Origin of the sequence: Mesorhizobium sp. C399B, assembly GCF_030323185.1 — a bacterium.
Lineage (GTDB): Bacteria > Pseudomonadota > Alphaproteobacteria > Rhizobiales > Rhizobiaceae > Mesorhizobium.
In genome coordinates, this window is record NZ_CP100472.1 from 5,022,297 (window position 1) to 5,040,008 (window position 17,712).

18 protein-coding genes are annotated in these 17,712 nt (G+C 62.0%); 10 read left to right on the forward strand and 8 right to left on the reverse strand.

Annotation, left to right across the window (positions count from 1 at the left end):
• Positions 1-52 precede the first annotated feature (52 nt).
• The 3 genes from NLY36_RS23855 (at position 53) to NLY36_RS23865 (ending at position 2,992) form a co-directional block, all read left to right on the forward strand.
• Positions 53-850 carry an ABC transporter substrate-binding protein gene (locus NLY36_RS23855; RefSeq protein ID WP_023682726.1) on the forward strand — a complete coding sequence of 266 codons (798 nt, stop codon included), beginning with the start codon at positions 53-55 and terminating at the stop codon, positions 848-850.
• Positions 851-1,000: 150 nt separating this feature from the next.
• The gene (locus tag NLY36_RS23860; protein WP_023667812.1) at positions 1,001-1,675 is read left to right on the forward strand and encodes an amino acid ABC transporter permease; all 675 of its coding nucleotides are present in this window, start codon (positions 1,001-1,003) and stop codon (positions 1,673-1,675) included.
• Between the two features lie 96 nt (positions 1,676-1,771).
• Positions 1,772-2,992 (forward strand): cysteine desulfurase-like protein, encoded by a 1,221-nt coding sequence (locus NLY36_RS23865; protein WP_245260237.1) that lies wholly within the window; start codon positions 1,772-1,774, stop codon positions 2,990-2,992.
• Positions 2,993-3,000: 8 nt separating this feature from the next.
• On the opposite strand, the gene NLY36_RS23870 is transcribed toward NLY36_RS23865, so the two are convergent.
• The 3 genes from NLY36_RS23870 to NLY36_RS23880 form a co-directional block, all read right to left on the reverse strand.
• Positions 3,001-4,962, reverse strand: a complete 1,962-nt coding sequence (locus tag NLY36_RS23870) for a 3-hydroxyacyl-CoA dehydrogenase NAD-binding domain-containing protein (protein ID WP_023695196.1) — start codon at positions 4,960-4,962, stop codon at positions 3,001-3,003.
• A gap of 225 nt (positions 4,963-5,187) precedes the next feature.
• On the reverse strand, positions 5,188-6,165 hold the full coding sequence (locus tag NLY36_RS23875; protein ID WP_023667815.1) for a UDP-glucuronic acid decarboxylase family protein: 978 nt from the start codon (positions 6,163-6,165) through the stop codon (positions 5,188-5,190).
• Positions 6,166-6,344: 179 nt separating this feature from the next.
• Positions 6,345-6,563, reverse strand: a complete 219-nt coding sequence (locus NLY36_RS23880) for a hypothetical protein (protein WP_023695197.1) — start codon at positions 6,561-6,563, stop codon at positions 6,345-6,347.
• 68 nt (positions 6,564-6,631) lie between these two features.
• Here NLY36_RS23880 and NLY36_RS23885 point away from each other — a divergent pair, with 68 nt between their 5' ends.
• Positions 6,632-7,912, forward strand: coding sequence for a nucleotide sugar dehydrogenase (locus NLY36_RS23885; RefSeq protein WP_023695198.1), 1,281 nt, complete (start codon positions 6,632-6,634; stop codon positions 7,910-7,912).
• A 31-nt stretch (positions 7,913-7,943) separates the two neighbouring features.
• On the forward strand, positions 7,944-8,963 hold the full coding sequence (locus NLY36_RS23890; protein WP_023695199.1) for an NAD-dependent epimerase: 1,020 nt from the start codon (positions 7,944-7,946) through the stop codon (positions 8,961-8,963).
• Positions 8,964-9,033: 70 nt separating this feature from the next.
• Here NLY36_RS23890 and NLY36_RS23895 read toward each other — a convergent pair whose 3' ends face one another.
• The gene (locus NLY36_RS23895; RefSeq protein ID WP_023667819.1) at positions 9,034-9,930 is read right to left on the reverse strand and encodes an AraC family transcriptional regulator; all 897 of its coding nucleotides are present in this window, start codon (positions 9,928-9,930) and stop codon (positions 9,034-9,036) included.
• A gap of 147 nt (positions 9,931-10,077) precedes the next feature.
• Here NLY36_RS23895 and NLY36_RS23900 point away from each other — a divergent pair, with 147 nt between their 5' ends.
• The gene (locus NLY36_RS23900) at positions 10,078-10,803 is read left to right on the forward strand and encodes an SDR family oxidoreductase (RefSeq protein WP_023682721.1); all 726 of its coding nucleotides are present in this window, start codon (positions 10,078-10,080) and stop codon (positions 10,801-10,803) included.
• Positions 10,804-10,889: 86 nt separating this feature from the next.
• On the opposite strand, the gene NLY36_RS23905 is transcribed toward NLY36_RS23900, so the two are convergent.
• The 3 genes from NLY36_RS23905 to NLY36_RS23915 form a co-directional block, all read right to left on the reverse strand.
• Complete coding sequence (locus tag NLY36_RS23905) at positions 10,890-11,120, reverse strand: helix-turn-helix domain-containing protein (protein ID WP_023708113.1); 231 nt, start codon at positions 11,118-11,120, stop codon at positions 10,890-10,892.
• A 22-nt stretch (positions 11,121-11,142) separates the two neighbouring features.
• Entirely contained in the window at positions 11,143-11,889 is a 747-nt protein-coding gene (locus NLY36_RS23910; RefSeq protein ID WP_023695200.1) for an IclR family transcriptional regulator, read from the reverse strand.
• A 266-nt stretch (positions 11,890-12,155) separates the two neighbouring features.
• Positions 12,156-13,025, reverse strand: a complete 870-nt coding sequence (locus NLY36_RS23915) for a helix-turn-helix domain-containing protein (RefSeq protein ID WP_023667823.1) — start codon at positions 13,023-13,025, stop codon at positions 12,156-12,158.
• A gap of 92 nt (positions 13,026-13,117) precedes the next feature.
• Between NLY36_RS23915 and NLY36_RS23920 the strand changes: the two genes are divergently transcribed.
• The gene (locus tag NLY36_RS23920) at positions 13,118-14,662 is read left to right on the forward strand and encodes a 4-hydroxyphenylacetate 3-hydroxylase N-terminal domain-containing protein (RefSeq protein WP_023695201.1); all 1,545 of its coding nucleotides are present in this window, start codon (positions 13,118-13,120) and stop codon (positions 14,660-14,662) included.
• Positions 14,663-14,668: 6 nt separating this feature from the next.
• Positions 14,669-15,178: a flavin reductase gene (locus NLY36_RS23925; RefSeq protein ID WP_023667825.1), complete on the forward strand. Its 510-nt coding sequence runs from the start codon at positions 14,669-14,671 to the stop codon at positions 15,176-15,178.
• Between the two features lie 10 nt (positions 15,179-15,188).
• On the opposite strand, the gene hpaR is transcribed toward NLY36_RS23925, so the two are convergent.
• Positions 15,189-15,584 (reverse strand): homoprotocatechuate degradation operon regulator HpaR, encoded by a 396-nt coding sequence (hpaR, locus tag NLY36_RS23930; protein ID WP_023695202.1) that lies wholly within the window; start codon positions 15,582-15,584, stop codon positions 15,189-15,191.
• Positions 15,585-15,785: 201 nt separating this feature from the next.
• Between hpaR and NLY36_RS23935 the strand changes: the two genes are divergently transcribed.
• Positions 15,786-16,172, forward strand: coding sequence for a 5-carboxymethyl-2-hydroxymuconate Delta-isomerase (locus NLY36_RS23935; RefSeq protein ID WP_023695203.1), 387 nt, complete (start codon positions 15,786-15,788; stop codon positions 16,170-16,172).
• 11 nt (positions 16,173-16,183) lie between these two features.
• Entirely contained in the window at positions 16,184-17,701 is a 1,518-nt protein-coding gene (gene hpaE, locus NLY36_RS23940; protein WP_023695204.1) for a 5-carboxymethyl-2-hydroxymuconate semialdehyde dehydrogenase, read from the forward strand.
• Positions 17,702-17,712 lie beyond the last annotated feature (11 nt).

Here is a 17,712-nt window from a genome sequence, read left to right on the forward strand (position 1 = left end):
AACAAACCGTGCGGGAGCTAACCCGCCCGATCACAACCAGAGGGAACACAAAATGAGCTTCACTCGTCGCAACCTGCTTCTTCTCGCCGCCACGATCGGCATCGCTGCCGGCCCGGCCACCGCCTTTGCCGCCGATGTGCTCAATGTCGGCGCCTACCCGACCAATCCGCCCTTCGAATACAAGAACGAGAGCGGCACGTTCGAGGGCTTTGAAGTCGACATCGTCAACGAAGCGGCCAAGCGTGCCGGCATGACCACCGACATTGCCGACCTCGGCTTCCAGGCGCTGTTCGCGGCTGTCAGTTCCAACCGCATCGATGTCGCGATCTCCTCGATCACCATCACGCCGGAGCGACTGAAAACGCTGTCCTTCACCCAGCCCTATTATGACTCCGACATGGGCATTGCGACGAAGACCGATAGCGCTGTTAACACCGAGGCCGACCTCAAGGGCAAGATCGTCGGCGTGCTTTCAGGCTCGACCGGCGAGACCTGGGTCAAGGCGCATCAGGAGGCTGACGGCTACAGCGACGTGAAGGGCTATGACACGCAGCAGAACCTGCTGCTCGACCTCAGCGCGGGCCGCGTGGACGCCGCCGTCAGCGATATTCCGGGCATGGAATACTCCTTCACCAAGATGAAGGACCTCAAGGTCAAGCAGCGCATCAAGACCGGCGAACAGTACGGCCTGATGATGAGCAAGGACCATCCGCTGCTCGGCAAGCTGAACGACGCGCTGACCGCGATGAAGAAGGACGGAACGCTGGCCGCGATCCACAAGAAGTGGTTCGGCAGCGACGCGCCAGCCGATTCCTCGACGGTCAAGGAAATGCCGCTGCCCAAGGCCTGACCGGCAATGCACTTAAATCGTGCCGGCTCCCGGGCCGGCACGATTCATTTCACGCTCCGGCGCCTGCTGCCGCACCGATAGCCTCATGGGAGGCAAGGTCGATTGGTTTTAACTTGAGCATCCTTTGCTCTGGGGTTCGGGAACGCTCCCATGTCGCTAATCGACACCTTCTTCAATCCTGACGTGATCATGTCCAGCCTGCCGGCGCTGTTGCGTGGCTTCCTGAACACGCTGCTGCTCGGCATTTTGAGTATCGGCATCGGCATTCCCATCGGCCTGGGGATCAGCCTGTTGCGGCTCTATGCGCCGAAGCCGCTGCGCTGGCTGGCGGTCGGCTACACCGACATCTTCCGCGCCCTGCCGGTGCTGGTGGTGCTGATCCTGATCTATTATGCGCTGCCCTTCCTCGGCATCCGTCTGTCGTCCTGGGCCTCCGCCGTGACGGCGTTCGCCATCATCATGTCGGCCTATTCAGCAGAAGTGTTCCGCTCCGGCATTGAGAGCATTCCGAAAGGCCAATTCGAGGCAGCACAGGCGCTCGGCCTGCCTTTCCTTTTGACCTTGCGCAAGGTGGTGCTGCCGCAGGCGATCCGCGTCGTCATCCCGCCGATGACCAGCAATTGCGTCTCGATGTTCAAGGACACGTCGCTCGCTTCCACCGTTGCGCTGCCTGAACTGTTGAAGGAAGCGACCAACGCGCAATCGCTCTATGCCAATCCCTCGCCGCTGATCGGCGCCGCTTTGGTCTATCTCATCTTCCTCTGGCCCATGGTCCGCCTCGTCAGCCTGCTCGAAGACCGCTTCAAGACCGAGAAGACGCGCTGACCTCATCAACCGTCCCGCTTCCCAAGCCATTCGCAGGAGATACAGTTGAGCAATTCCCAAGCCGCCGGCTGCTTTCCGGTCGACACCATCCGCGCCATGTTTCCGGCCTTGCAGCGCGCTGGTGATTTCATCTTCATGGACAACGCCGCCGGCGCGCAGATCCCGCAGAGCGTGCTCGACGCGGTGACCAATCACCTGGTCTCGCACAATGTGCAGCGTGGTGGTCGCTATGGGCGCTCGGTCACGGTCGACCAATCGGTTGCGGATGCTCGGACGAGCGTGGCCTTGCTGATCAACGCCTACAGTCCGTCGGAAATCTGCTTCGGCATGAACGCCACCTCGTTCATTCGCCTGGTCAGCCTCGGCATCGGCCAGATGCTGGCCAAGGACACAGAGCGCGACGAGATCGTCATCACCGATATGGACCACGACGCCAACATCGCCACGTGGCTGGCGCTGGAGCCCGCCGGAGCCAAGTTCAGATGGTGGCGCATGCGCGAGGACGGCAACCTGCATGTCGACGACCTCAAGCCGCTGGTTTCCGATCGCACCCGTCTCGTCGCCTGCACGGTGACCGCGCATTCGATCGGCTCGATCGTCGACGTCGCTTCGGTGGCCGCGATCGCGCATGCGGCCGGCGCCGAAGTGTTCCTTGACTGCGTGCATTACGGACCGCACGGGCTGATCGACGTGCAGGCCTGGGACTGTGATTATCTCGTCTGCTCCGGCTACAAGAATTTCTCGCCGCATATGGGCTTTCTGTGGGGCCGCTTCGAAACGCTGAAGCGGCTGCCGACCTTCCGCGAGGATTTCATCCCCGACGAGCCGCCTTACAAGGTCGAGGCAGGCACCTTCATCTACGAAAACGTCTCGGGCATGGATGCCGCGGTGCAGTACCTGGAACTGATCGGCCGCAATCTGGCGCCCTCCAACAACCGCTCGCGGCGCGACAACATCGTTGCCGGCATGGGCGCCATCCGCGATTACGAAGTGCTCCTGGCGCGTGAGATGCTCGCGGTGCTCAAAGCTTGCGGCGCGACCATTTACGGGGTTTCGGAAGAGACCCGCATCAACGAGCGCGTGCCGACCTTCTGCTTCAACATCGGCAAGCTGTCGCCGCAGCGGATCGTCGAGGAAATGGCTGAGATGCAGATCGGCATCCGCGACGGCCATATGTATGCGCCCCGGTTGATGAAGCGTCTCAACCTGTCGATGGACAGCGGCGCCATCCGCGCCTCGCTGGTCCATTACAACACGGTCGACGAGGTCAGGCGTTTCGGCCAGGCGTTGCGCGCCGTCGTAGCCAAGCTGTCGTAGCTTGTCCGTCAGATGTCTCCGGCGTGGAACATCGGCCCGCCCTTGTGGGCCGGGAAGCCATAGCCGTTGATCATCACCAGATCGATGTCGGAGGCACGCGCCGCGATGCCTTCGGCAAGCAGGGCCTTGCCCTCTTCGGCCATTGCCGCCAGCAAGCGCGTGACGATCTCATCGGGCGAAAAGCGGCGCGGCACGATGTCCTTGGCCGCCCGAACGGCCTCGATCAGCGCGGCCACTTGCGGGTCGCTCCTGCGCTCGCCGTCCGAATAATCGTACCAGCCGCGTCCGGTCTTGCGGCCGAAGCGACCGGCCTCGCACAGCCGGTCGGCGATCTCGACATAACGTGCTTGCGGATCGAGCATCGCCGCCTGTCGCTTGCGCCGCGCCCAGGCTATCTCCAGCCCAGCCATGTCGTTGACCGCGAAGATCCCCATCGGGAAGCCCCAGGCCTCCAGCGCGGCATCCACCTCTTCCGGTGCTGCGCCATCCTCCACCATGAACTCCGCCTCGCGGCGGTAGGCCGAATAGAGGCGGTTGCCGATGAAACCCTCGGTAACGCCGCACACGACAGGCAGCTTGCCGAGCTTCCTGACGAACGCGATAGCCGAGGCGAGCACATCGGGCGCCGTCGCCGCGCAATCCACCACTTCGGTGAGCCGCATGACGTTGGCCGGGGAGAAAAAATGCAGGCCGGCGATCCGTTCGGGCCGGGCGGTTGCAGAGGCGATCTCGTCGGGGTTGAGGTAGCTGGTGTTGGTCGCCAGTATGGCGTCGGGGCGGACGATACGATCAAGCTTCCGGAAGAGTTCGGTTTTTACCGCGAGATCGTCGAACACTGCCTCGATGACCAGATCGGCCTGCACCAGCCTGCCGGCGTCGCTGGCCGCTTCAAACCGGCTCAGCGCCTCCCTGCGGGCATGATCGGTGAGTCGGCCGGATTGGACCGACTTGTCGAGAAGGCCGGCGATCCGCTCGTATCCTTTTGCCGCGGCGTCGTCGGTCTGCTCGATGCCGATTACGCGATAGCCGGCATTCAAGGCCGAGACCGCGATGCCTGCACCCATCAGGCCGGTTCCGACGATACCGACGGTCTCGACCTTGCGAGGCGTGACACCCTCCAGCCTGTCGACTTTGCTGGCTTGCCTCTCGGCAAAGAAGACGTGGCGCAACGCTGCCGCCTCGCGAGAATCCCGGAGGCGCAGGAAGGTCGCGTGTTCGTGCACAAGACCGTCCTCAAGTCTGGCCGTGGACGCGGCCCGGACCAGTCTCACGGCTTCTGCAGGCGCGATCTGTCCACGGCTGCGGGAAAGCACCTTTCTTGCGGCTGCCGCGTCGGCCTCAGGTTGCGAGCGCGGCACGGAAAGCGCGCCCGTGCGCCGCAGCGGTTGGCCAACGAGACGGCGGGCGACATCGAGCGCGCCTTCGGGAAGATCGTCCGCGATGGTATCGATCAGACCGAGAGCGAGAGCTTCGTCGGCATTTGCGGGCCGACCCGTGCCGATCAGGTCAATTGCGGCGACCGTGCCGATGAGGCGGGGCAGGCGTTGGGTTCCGCTGGCCCCGGGCACTAACCCGAGCTTGACCTCGGGCAGGCCGAAGCTGGCCGCCTTGCTGGCCACCCGGTAGTGGCAGGCCAGCGCAATCTCGCAGCCGCCGCCGAGCGCCGCGCCGCCAACTGCCGCGACGACCGGTTTCGCGAAGCTCTCGATCGCTTCGATCACGTCAGGCAGTGTGGGCCCGATAGCGGGCTTGCCGAATTCCTTGATATCGGCGCCACCGATGAAGGTGCGCCCAATGGCGGTCAGCACCACGGCAGACACTTCATCCGACGCCGCACGCCCAAGCGCAGCCATCAGTCCGGCCCTGACATGGAAGGACAGCGCGTTGACCGGCGGATTTTCGATCGTGACGACGAGAACGCCATCGACGATCTTGCCTGTGACACTCTCGGAAAATCGTGCTGTGTTCATGGAGTTTTATCCCGGAACGACGGCAAATCTTCCTCCTCCTTCTGCTCTCCGCCAAATGCCGGTGTCCCGGCTCGGACGGATGAAGCGCCATGGGGTTCTTCAAATAATTTCAAGCTTAAAATAATTAGAATTCAAAAAACTTCAAGCCTACCGGAGTCGACTGCAAAAGGCGTCGCTACCACGACGGTGATCGGTCAGACTTGACGGTTGCACTGCGGTGCCGGGTCAAGGCGAGTTTGTGGAAACCTTCGGCAGCAGGGCTTTGAAATAGTCGATCGTCTGTTGCAGCCCGGCTTCCAAAGTCACCGTCGGCTCCCAGCCGACAAGCCTTTTGGCAAGGGTGATATCGGGCTGGCGGTGCCGCGGATCGTCTTGCGGAAGATCGCGGTAAATTATATCCGAACCTGATCCGGTCATCTGCGTCGTCAGTTCGGCCAAGCGCCTGATCGTTACTTCCCTTGGATTGCCGATGTTTACTGGACCGGTCACCTCCGGCCCCGTATCCATGAGGCGCAGCATGCCGCTCACCAGGTCGTCGACGTAGCAAAACGACCTTGTCTGTGAGCCGTCGCCGAAAATGGTTATCGGTTCACCACGAAGCGCCTGCACGATGAAATTTGAGACAACCCTGCCGTCTGCCGGGTGCATGCGCGGCCCGAACGTATTGAAAATCCGCGCGACCTTGACCCACAAGCCATGTTGTCGGTGATAGTCGAAGAACAGCGTTTCGGCGCAGCGTTTGCCTTCATCGTAGCATGAGCGCGGCCCGATCGGGTTTACATTGCCCCAGTAACTCTCGGGCTGCGGGTGCACAGACGCGTCACCATAGACCTCGCTGGTGGAGGCCTGAAAGACTTTGCATTTCAGCCGCTTTGCCAGTCCAAGAACATTGATGGCGCCGTGCACGGCGGTCTTGATCGTCTGAACCGGGTCGTACTGGTAGTGAACAGGCGAGGCCGGACACGCCAGGTTGTAAATCTCATCGACTTCGACGTAGAGCGGAAAGGTCACGTCATGGCGCATGAATTCGAAGCGGGGATGCTTGGCCAAATGGTCGATATTGCGCTTTGATCCGGTGAAAAGGTTGTCGACACACAAGATTTCGTCGCCTCGTTCCAACAGGCGGTCAATAAGATGCGAGCCGATAAACCCTGCGCCCCCGGTAACGAGAATGCGTCTGCGGCTGTCATAGAGTCTGGCCAATTTCTGCTCCCAGGCAAATGCTGATCGACCAGATATCGGTCGCCACACGCAGGATACGACGTGTCCGCAGCCAATGCACAAAGACCAAACTGAAATTTCACAGATCCGCTCGGTGCCGATGCGAATTCCGATCCGGGCATTTGGTTTGATCAGAAGGCACGATTGAGGCCGATAGTGGCCTATGGATTGGCAGCAGAGAATATCAGCCCTGTCGTCAGGGCCGCCGCTGCGTAGATGGCCGGCAGAACCTGACGGTTCACCCCAATCCGCAGCAGAGAGTGGCTCGAGACCCGATCCTGCTGGATTTTATCCACAACATCGATGGCATCGGCGGATGGCAACATGAAAAAAACGGTGACGCCTATTTGCGTGAGACATTCTTCTTCGCGATAGAGCATCGTTGAATTGGCCTACAGCCTGCCATACAAGCACGTCGGCTCAACAGGTGGCTCGAGGAACCCCACGGATGTCCGAACGCATTGCAGTTATCGGCCTGGGTTATGTCGGCCTGCCGGTAGCCATCGCCTTCGGGAAGGTTTTCCCCGGCACCATAGCTTTTGACATCAGCGAGCGTCGGATCGGGGAATTGCGTGGCGGCGTCGATCGTACGGGAGAAGTTGATGCAACGGCGCTCAAGGAGACCTCGATAGGGCTGACCACCGACCGGGAGATGTTGAAAGGCGCTACTTTCTTCATCGTTGCCGTGCCAACCCCTATCGACGCAAATCGCGCTCCCGATCTAGCTTCTTTGAAACTGGCGTCCGAACTCGTCGGCGAGGCGGTGAGCAAAGGCGCCGTCGTCGTTTTTGAGTCGACAGTCTATCCAGGTGTGACCGAAGATTTCTGTGGGCCGATCATCGAGCAGGTTTCCGGCCTGCGACATCCCCGCGACTTTGCCCTCGGCTATTCGCCCGAACGCGCCAACCCCGGCGATCGGGAACACTCGCTGCAAAAGATCGTCAAAGTCGTCTCCGGCGAGAATAACGAGACGCTGGAGCGCGTCGCGAACGTTTATGGCCGTATCATCGATGCCGGCGTCTACCGCGCCCCGTCGATCAAGGTGGCCGAGGCAGCGAAGGTTATCGAGAACACCCAGCGCGATCTGAACATCGCGCTGATGAACGAACTGGCAATGATCTTCGAGCGGCTCGATATCCGGACGCAGGATGTTCTTGATGCTGCGTCGACGAAATGGAACTTCCTTCCCTTCAAACCGGGGTTCGTCGGCGGCCACTGCATCAGCGTCGATCCATATTATTTGACCGCCAAGGCCGAGGCCGAAGGTTACCATCCGCAGATCATCCTCGCCGGACGTCGCATCAATGACGGCATGGGGGCCTTCGTCGCCCAGCAGGTTGTCAAACGGCTGATTGGTTCTGACACGCCCGTCAAAGGGGCTTCTGTCGGCATTCTCGGGCTGACATTCAAGGAGGACGTGCCGGATTTGCGCAACAGCCGCGTTTTCGACATGGTCAAGGAACTAAGGCAGTTCGGAATTGTCCCCAAAGTCCATGATCCCCTTGCCGATGTCGAAACCGCTCGGCTTGATCACGGCGAAACAATCCTGCCGCTCGATGAGATAAACGATTTGCAGGCGCTTGTTCTGGCGGTGCCTCACAGGCAATATCTCACCAACGAAAGAGCGCGTCTTTTTCAAATGATCAGGCCGGGGGGGACACTGTTCGATGTCAAGTCGGCCATCAAGCCCGATGAAGTTCCCGACAACATAAAATACTGGAGCTTGTAAAGCTCGCCTGAAATTAACGCTAGGATATGCAGTGACATCAAGCAGGCCGATACTGATCACCGGCGCAGCCGGGTTCATAGGGTTTCATCTTTGCCTGAGGCTGCTTGCCGAAGGACGCCAGGTTATCGGCCTTGACTCCATGAACGAGTATTATGACGTCAGCCTGAAGCAGGCTCGTCTCGAGCGGCTGAAAGCGTTTTCGAATTTTTGTTTCGAGCATGCCGATCTCACGGAGCGGGACCGTATTTCGGAGCTCTTCCTTTCGGCCGCGCCGGAGGTTGTCGTCAATCTCGCGGCGCAAGCCGGCGTACGCTATTCGATCAGCAATCCGCACGCCTATGTGGAAAGCAACCTCAGCGGCTTTGTCAACATCCTGGAAGGATGCCGGCAGGCGTCCGTCGGCCATCTGGTCTATGCATCGTCGAGTTCGATTTATGGCGGCAGCACCCGCATGCCGTTTTCCGTGCACGATCCGGCGGACCATCCGCTCAGCCTTTACGCCGCAAGCAAGAAGGCGAACGAGCTGATGGCGCACACATACAGCCATCTGTTTGGACTGCCGACCACCGGGCTGCGTTTTTTCACCGTCTATGGTCCGTGGGGGCGGCCGGACATGGCGCTGTTCATCTTCGCCAAGGCTATCCTCGCCGGCGAGCCGATCGAGGTCTTCAACTATGGCAACATGCAGCGGGATTTCACCTATATCGACGACATTGTCGAAGGTATTATCCGCGTCATGCAGCAACCCGCGACACCCAATCCTGAGTGGAAAAGTGTCGCGCCAGACCCAGCGACCAGCAACGCCCCGTTCAGGATTCACAACATCGGCGGCAATTCGCCCGTTCAACTGAACCGATTGATCGAGGTGCTCGAAGACGCGCTGGGACGCAAGGCAAACCGCAACCTCAGGCCACTTCAGCCAGGCGACGTTCCGGCAACTTTCGCCAATGTCAGCTCGCTCGAGGAGGCGACCGGCTTCAAGCCCAAAATCCCGATCGAAATAGGGGTTCCGCGCTTTGTCGAATGGTACCGGGAGTTCTACCGAGCATGATCGGACGCTTCGCCACCTGGAGGCGGCTGGCTCCTGACCAGCCATGGCTGGCGCATGCCGCTCGGAAAACTCAATAAGCCGCAGCCGAACTGGGTGTTGCCTGAAGGCGGTCAATATCTTTCCGGGGCGGCGCACCGAACAGGCGACGATATTCTCGGCTGAACTGCGAAGGGCTGTCATAGCCCACCGCGAACCCGGCCGTGCCTGCGTTTGCGCCGCCGGCAAGCATAATCCTTCGCGCCTCCTGCAGGCGCAGCTGCTTCTGGTATTCGAGCGGGGTCATGCGCGTAATCGCCTTGAAATGGGCATGAAGGGACGACGCGCTCATGCCTGATGCCGCCGCAATCTCTTCGATGCGCAGTTGTGCCTGGAAATGATTGCGGATCGTGGCGATGGCGCGGCTGACCTGGTTCAGGTGGCTGTCCACCGACGCCATCTGGCGAAGCGTGTCACCGTGCGGTCCGGTGAGGAGCCGGTAAAGGATTTCGCGTTCGATCAGCGGCGCCAGCACGGTGACGCTCTCGGGGCGATCGAGCAGCCTGACAAGCCGACAGGCGGCATCAATCAGGTCGGGGTCACTTGGATAGGCAGCTAACACCGGCAGATCCCTGCTGGGGGATGCACGTCCTTCTTTCACAAGCAGTTCGGCCAGCGCGGTGGAATCAAAATCTATCTTGCAACAGAGGTAGGGCGCCGCCGGGCTCGCCTCCAACACATGCCCGACCAGCGGCAGGTCGACCGAGACGAGCAGGTAGCTCGATGCGTCATAGACCACGCTCTGGTCGGCCAGCGAGACGCGCTTCGATCCTTGGGCGATTATGCAAAGCGACGCCTCGTAGACCGCAGGCACGGGTGCACTGGGCTGGTTGGCGCGAATGAGCGACAGCCGCGGCACCGCAGTGCCGGCCATGCCAGATTTCGGCGCAAAGCGGGTGATCAGCTCGGCGAGTTCATTGATTTTCTCCATGCCGCATAAATCTTCATGGCGCGAAATGTTGCAAGGCATTTCGAGTTCATTTGGAGGATCGTGCAAACTCTTTGGACGATCACGCTACCGGCCTTTGCCGGTTCGCGCCATCTATCTCCCCGTCACCGCAGCGAAAAAGGAACGATCATGACGGGACTTAAAGACAAGGTTGTACTCATCACCGGCGCCTCCAGCGGCATCGGCGAAGCGACGGTTCGGGAACTTGCCGGTGCCGGCGCCAGACTGTTCATCGGGGCCCGCCGCACCGAGCGGCTCAAGGCGCTGGCCGCAGAAATAGGCAAAGGCGTGGCGTGGCGCGAACTCGACGTGACTGACGCGGCGAATTTCGACGCCTTTGCCGATGCCGCTCATGCCGAATTCGGGCAGATCGATGTGCTGGTCAACAATGCCGGCGTCATGCCGCTGTCGCCGCTTGCCGCGCTGAAGCGCGATGAGTGGTCTCGCATGATCAATGTCAACATCGGCGGCGTGCTGAACGGGATCGCCGCGGTGCTGCCGCGCTTCGTCGCCCAGAAGAATGGGCATATCGTCAATGTCGCCTCGGTCGGCGCGCATATCGTGCTGCCCACCGCGGCGGTCTATTGCGGCACGAAATATGCCGTCTGGGCAATCACGGAGGGGCTGCGGCAGGAGCATGACGACATCCGCGCCACGATCATCTCCCCCGGAGTGACCGCAACCGAACTGGGCGACGATATCAGCGATCCTCAGGTCGCCACGGCTCTGAAAGAATGGCGGCAGAAGTCGCTCACACCGGACGCCATTGCACGGGCGATCCGTTTTGCGCTTGATCAACCCGATGGCGTCGACGTCAACGAAGTGATCGTGCGGCCAACCGCTGCCAATATGTAGAACTTGCTGCCGGATGCCGGCTTTCGGCGAGCTACGGCGCTCTCCAAGATCCGGCAAACGGCCCACCCCTTAATGCACCACCGCCCTCAGCCTCTGGCGCAACTCCCGCGGGCCACATCGTACCGGCTCTCGAACGCGCGCGAAAAATGCGCACTCGAATTGAACCCGCAGGCAAAGGCGATTTCCGAGATCGTGGGCGACGCGCGGGCGGGCGACAACAATTCTTCCTTGCTGCGCTCCAGCCGCCTGTCCCAGACGAAGCGTTCCGGTCTCGCGGCAAGGCCGGTGCGCCGCTGGGAACTTAACCCGCTAATCATCTCCCCTGCGACGGTAGAGATGTCAGGCTTCGCCGGCCAGGCGCGCTGAAATCAGCCGCGCCGCCTGGATCACCGCTTCGCCCTGGCTGGCTGCCATGCTGTCATCGGCGCGTGACACAGGCGAGGCCACCGCGAGCGCACCGAGAGGACGCCCATCGGAGCCGAGGATTGCCGCGGCTATGCTGTGCACGCCTTCTTCATAGCCTTGGGAGCTCGAGGAATAGCCGCGCTTGGCGGCAAGCCGGATCGCCTTCATCAGCCTGTCGGGCTGCGTCACCGTGTGTGGCGTGAAGGTCGGCAACGGCTTGTCGACATAGGCCTCGGCCGCTTCCCGAGGCGAAGCGGCGAGAAAGGCGATGCCGGAGGCGGTGCCGTGCAAGGGCAGCACCTGGCCGACATCGACATTGACCCGGTTGGCCTTTGCCGAGAGCTCGACATGGACCGTCAGCAGTGCGCCGGCGCTGAATTCCGACAGATGCACCGTCTCGCCGGTTTCCAGCGCCAGCTCGCGAACCACAGGTGCTGCCACGCGCACGAAGGGAAAATGCGCGTCGCGAAAGCGGGCCAGCCGCGACAGGCCGGCGCCGAGCCGGTAGCGGCGGCTTGCCGGCTCTTGTTCGATCAGGCGGTGGTCGGCCAGCGCCATCAGCAGGCGCCGCGCCGTTGCCTTGTCGAGGCCGGTTTTGCGGGCGAGCTCGGACAGGCCGATCTCCGGTTCGCCGAGCGTGAACTGCTCCAACAGCGATATCGCTTTGCCGACTGTGCTCATCGTGCATCCTCAAGATACTTCGCATGGGACGGAAGCCAATCCACCTTGCAGTCCGCTCATAGCACGTAAATTGGTGGTTCAAATAACGAACCGTTTGGAAGCGACAAAAAACACCAGCAAGTTTCGCGGCGACATCAATCTCGATGCGCCGCGCCGTGCGGGGTGATGCTGCGCGGCAACACCTATCAACAGGTGGATCAACTCGGCGGCGCCGTGCCTGGCCGGCGTGTCGGCCCAAACGCCTGATCCTGGCCGGCGCGGAAGCTTCAACTCTGCCCCAGCTGCGCGCGGCGCCAGGCGGCGGGCGCCTGGCCAACCCGCTCCCGGAAGAAGCGTGAGAAATAGGCCGGATCTTCGAAGCCGATTTCGTAGGCGATGTCCTCGACGGTGCGCACGGTGAACAGCAGCAACCGCTTGGCCTCCAGCAACCGTCGCTCGCCCATGAGCCGCTTGACGCCGCTGCCAAGCACCGTATGGGCGGCCTTGTCGAGAAGATGCGGTGTCGTGGCCAGCGCCCCGACGTAGCGGTCGACGGGCCAGTTGTCGCGGAAATGCGCATCGACCAGACGGCGCAAGCCGCGCGCCAATGCAGCATCGGAAGAACCGGTGGCATCCATTACCTCGGGACCAAGGCGCGCGATGTGCGAGAGCGCGACGGCGATCAGCGCCGGCAGGGTCTTGTCACTGCCGGCCTGCGCCTCGGCATATTCGGCGGCGATCATCTCCAGCACCGCCGCCAGCCTTTTCCACGCGACGTGCTGAGGAAGGCTATCGGCAAAGACCGGCCGGTCCAATGGCAGCAGGCTGTGAGCGGCTATTGCCGCAAGCGCATCATCGGCGACCGAAACGACGATGGCGTCGGTGCCGGGCCCGATCGAGAAGCCATGCACGATGGTGCTCGGCACGAAGCTGACGGCCGGTGCCGAAAAGTCCCAGGATTGGTCTTCGATGCGGTAGGTGCCGGAGCCGCTGGTCCAGTAGGTGATCTGGCCCATTTGCGGATGCTTGTGCGCGGCAACCTGGCCGAGATGAATGTTGCTGCGCGCAAGCACCGTCTCGACATGCAGGAAGCCGACATCAAGCGGCCGCACCGGCTCGCCATAGACAAAGAAATCAGGAATGGAATTGAGGCTCATGGCGCCGGAAAAAGTCCAATCGGTTTTGCCGTTACGTCCTAACCGATCCTTGCCAGGAGCGCTAGAGTTGATGCCATAAGTGGAGGAACATCATGCGATCGGAAGACTTTCGTGCCGACAATGGGCGCCCGTTCACCGGGGCCGAGTATCTGGAGAGCTTGCGCGACGGCCGCGAGGTCTACATCAACGGCGAGCGCATCGCCGATGTCACCACCCATCCGGCGATGCGCAATTCGGCGCGGTCGCTGGCGCGCCTCTATGATGCGCTGCACGATCCCAAGCGGCAGGGCACGCTGACCTCGCCTACCGATACCGGTTCGGGCGGCTACACCCACAAATATTTCCGCGTCGCCAAATCCTCCGGCGAACTCGCGGCCCAGCAGACCGCGATCGCCGAGTGGTCACGCATGTCCTATGGCTGGATGGGCCGCACGCCCGATTACAAGGCGGCACTGATGAACACGCTCGGCGCCAATGCCGACTGGTACGGCCCGTTCAAGGACAATGCGCTCGCCTGGCACAAGCGTGCGCAGGAAGCCGTGCTGTTCATGAACCACGCCATCGTCAACCCGCCGATCGACCGCCACAAGCCGGCCGAACAGGTGAAGGATGTCTTCGTCCACATCACCAAGGAGACCGACGCCGGCATCTATGTCTCCGGCGCCAAGGTGGTGGCGACGTCCTCGGCGCTGACCCACTACAATTTCCTGGCGCAGAGTTCGGCGACGGTCACCGAAGATCCGTCGCTGTCGGTCATGTTCATCGTGCCGATGAATGCGCCGGGGGTAAAGATGTTCTGCCGCGCCTCCTATGAGCAGACGGCCAACACGGCGGCGGCTCCGTTCGACTATCCGTTGTCGTCGCGCTTCGACGAGAACGATGCCATCCTGGTGCTCGACAATGTCTTCATCCCCTGGGAGGACGTGCTGGTGCTGCGCGAGGCGCAGAAAATCCTGTCCTTCCATCCGGCTTCGGGCTTCATGCATGGCTATTGCTTCCAGGGCTGCACACGCTTTGCCGTCAAGCTCGACTTCCTCGCCGGCCTGCTGGCAAAGGCGCTGCGCGCCACCGGCGGCGATGCCTTCCGCGGCAACCAGGCGGCGCTGGGCGAGGTCATCGCGCTCAGGCACATGTTCTGGAGCTTTTCCAACGCCATGGCTTATAATCCGATCCCCTGGGCGAATGGCGCTGTCCTGCCCAACCTGGAAGCAGCCCTTGCCTACCGGACTTTCATGTCGGAAGCCTATCCGCGCGTCATCGACACGGTGCGCCGGGTGATCGCCTCCGGCTTGATCTACCTGCCGTCATCGGTGCGCGACTTCAACAATCCCGAGATCGACAAATACCTCGCGCAGTATGTGCGCGGTTCCAACGACATGGGCCATGTCGAGCGCATCAAGATCATGAAACTGTTGTGGGACGCGACCGGCACCGAGTTCGGCGGCCGCCACGCGCTCTACGAACTCAACTATGCCGGTGCGCCGGAAGAGGTGCGGCTGCAGGTGCTGAAGGGCGCCGAACGCGGCGGCCGGCTGAAGGCCATGGAAGAACTGGTCGATACCTGCATGGCCGACTATGACGAGAATGGCTGGACGGGAGATACCTGGCTCAATCCGCTCGCTTCTACGGCCGGGTGATGTCAGATGGCCACGCAGATTTCGAAGGCCGATTTCCGCGACGCCATGGCAAGGGTCTGCGCGCCGGTCAACATCGTCACGACAGATGGCCCGGCCGGGCGCGGCGGCTTCACCGCCACCGCCATGTGCAGTGTGTCGGACGAACCTCCGACACTGCTGGTGTGCATGAACGGCCGCTCGACGCAGGCGGCCATGTTTCTCGCCAACCGGCGCTTCTGCGTCAACGTGCTGACGCATGACCATATGCACCTGGCCGGCAAGTTCGCCGGGGCGACCAGGGACATGGAGGCGCGCTATTCGGCGGCGCGCTGGCAAACGCTGACCTCGGGGACGCCGGCGCTGTCGGACGCGATCGTCAATTTCGATTGCGAGATCGAGGATGTGCACATCGTCGGCACGCACAATGTCATGATCGGCCGCGTCATCGATGTCAGGCACGGCAGCGGCGGCTCGGCGCTGCTTTATGTCGACCGCAATTACACGCAGCCGACGCGGCTTGGCAGTTTTGGCGGCTGAGCGGGAGCAGTCAGTTCTCGCCGGCGATCAGGCTCTCCAGCAGATCGAGCAATTGCTCGAGCCTCTCATGTCCGAAGCGCTGTTCGATGTCGCGGTAGATGACGAGGCGTTCCGGCGACAAGGCATCGATCAGGGCGGAACCCGCCGGGGCGATCGTCAGCACGACACGGCGGCCATCGCCTTCCGCCTTGTTGCGGGTGATGAATTTTCGGCCCTCGAGCGTCTTGATGATGCGTGTCAGGCTGGGCGGCAGCACCGAAGCGCGATCGGCAAGTTCCGTCGCCTCGACAGGGCCGGCCTCGCTCAGAACGCGCAGCACACGCCATTGCTGTTCGGTCACGTCATGCGCCGCCAGCATAGGGCGAAACCGCGCCATCACCACTTCGCGGGCATGGAGCAGCGCCATCGGCAGAGAACGACGGGTGTTTTCAGGCAGCAAGAAGCAGCGTCCCCAATGATGCGGGCGGTCGGCGGGACCGCACGCCAAAACCTGACCTTTCCATCCCGTATCGTCGCCTCAACTTGGATGCAAGGCTTGACTTCAGTGATGCTGCATGTAATTAACGCGTTAACTACAACAGTGGAACAATCCGGGGAACGAGACGCGGTGCCTCACTTTTCCATCGAGTATTCGGCCAACCTCGATGCCAAGGTCGACATGAGCGAATTGTGCGCGCTGGTGTTGCGCACCGTGCTCGGCACCGGGCTGTTTGAAACCGGCGCGGTGCGGGTGCGGGCCTTCCGCGCGGAGGCCTATGCGATCGCCGACAGCTTACCGGAAAACGCCTTTCTCGACATGTCGTTTCGCATTGGAACCGGCCGCAGTGCCGAGGACAAGAGACGAACCGGGGAGGCGGTCTTCTCCGCCGTGAGCGAATACCTCGCCCCCCTGTTCGAGACCCCGCATTTCGCTCTTTCCCTGGAGATCAGGGAAATCGATCCGGTCCTGAGCTGGAAGAAAAATGCAATCCACCCGCGACTGCGCGGCAAGTGACGGAAGCTGATATGTCCGACCTCGAAGGCAATCTGAAAAAGGCCGAGGCCTATCTGGCCCGTTTCAAGCGCGACGGCGTGCTGAACCAGATCGGCGGCGAAGCGGTGCCGGCGGTGGATGGCTCGACCTTCGAGGCCATGTCGCCGGTCGATCTCAAGCCGCTGGCCAAGGTCGCGCGTGGCAGCGCCGCCGATATCGACCGCGCCGCCAAGGCGGCAAAGGCGGCGTTCCCGGCCTGGGCCGCCATGCCGGGCGACGGGCGCAAGAAGCTGCTGCACAAGATAGCTGATGCGATCGAAGCGCGCGCCGAGGAGATCGCCTTCGTCGAGTGCATGGACACCGGCCAGGCGCTGAAATTCATGGCCAAGGCCGCGCTGCGCGGCGCCGAGAATTTCCGCTTCTTCGCCGACCGCGCGCCGGAAGCGCGCGACGGCGAGACGCTGCGCACGACAGGCCAGGTCAACATCACCACGCGCGTGCCGATCGGCCCGGTCGGCATCATCACGCCGTGGAACACGCCGTTCATGCTGTCGACATGGAAGATCGCGCCGGCGCTGGCGGCAGGCTGCACCGTCGTCCACAAGCCGGCCGAATTTTCGCCGCTGACCGCTCGCCTGCTGGTCGAGATCGCGGAGGAGGCCGGCCTGCCGAAAGGCGTGTGGAACCTGGTCAACGGCCTCGGCGAGCACGCCGGCAAGGCGCTGACCGAGCACCCTGACATCAAGGCGATCGGTTTTGTCGGTGAGAGCCGCACCGGCTCGATGATCATGAAACAAGGCGCCGATACGCTGAAGCGCGTGCATTTCGAACTGGGCGGGAAGAACCCGGTGATCGTCTTCGCCGACGCCGATCTCGAACGTGCGGCGGATGCGGCCGTGTTCATGATCTACTCGCTCAACGGCGAACGCTGCACCTCATCGTCGCGGCTTCTGGTCGAAGCCTCGGTCTACGACACATTCACGGATCTGGTTGCGGAGAAGGCAAAGCGCATCAAGGTTGGCCATCCGCTCGATCCCAAAACGGTGGTTGGTCCGCTGATCCATCCGGTGCACGAGGAAAAGGTGCTTTCCTATATCGAGATCGGCAAATCGGAAGGCGCGGTGGTAGCCGCCGGCGGCGGCAAGTTCGCCGGTCCGGGAGGTGGCTGCTATGTCAGCCCGACGCTGTTTACCGGCGCCACCAACAGGATGCGCATTGCCCAGGAAGAGATTTTCGGGCCGGTGCTGACCGCCATTTCCTTCAAGGACGAGGCCGAAGCGCTGGCGCTGGCCAACGACACCCAATACGGCCTGACCGGCTATCTCTGGACGTCGGATGTTACCCGCGCCTTCCGCTTCACCGATGCGCTGGACGCCGGCATGATCTGGGTCAATTCGGAGAATGTGCGGCATTTGCCGACGCCGTTCGGCGGCGTCAAGAATTCCGGCATCGGCCGCGACGGCGGCGACCATTCCTTCGATTTCTACATGGAGACGAAGAACATCGCCTTCGCCACTTCAGCGCACACGATCCAGAAACTCGGCGGCTGACCGGAGGACAT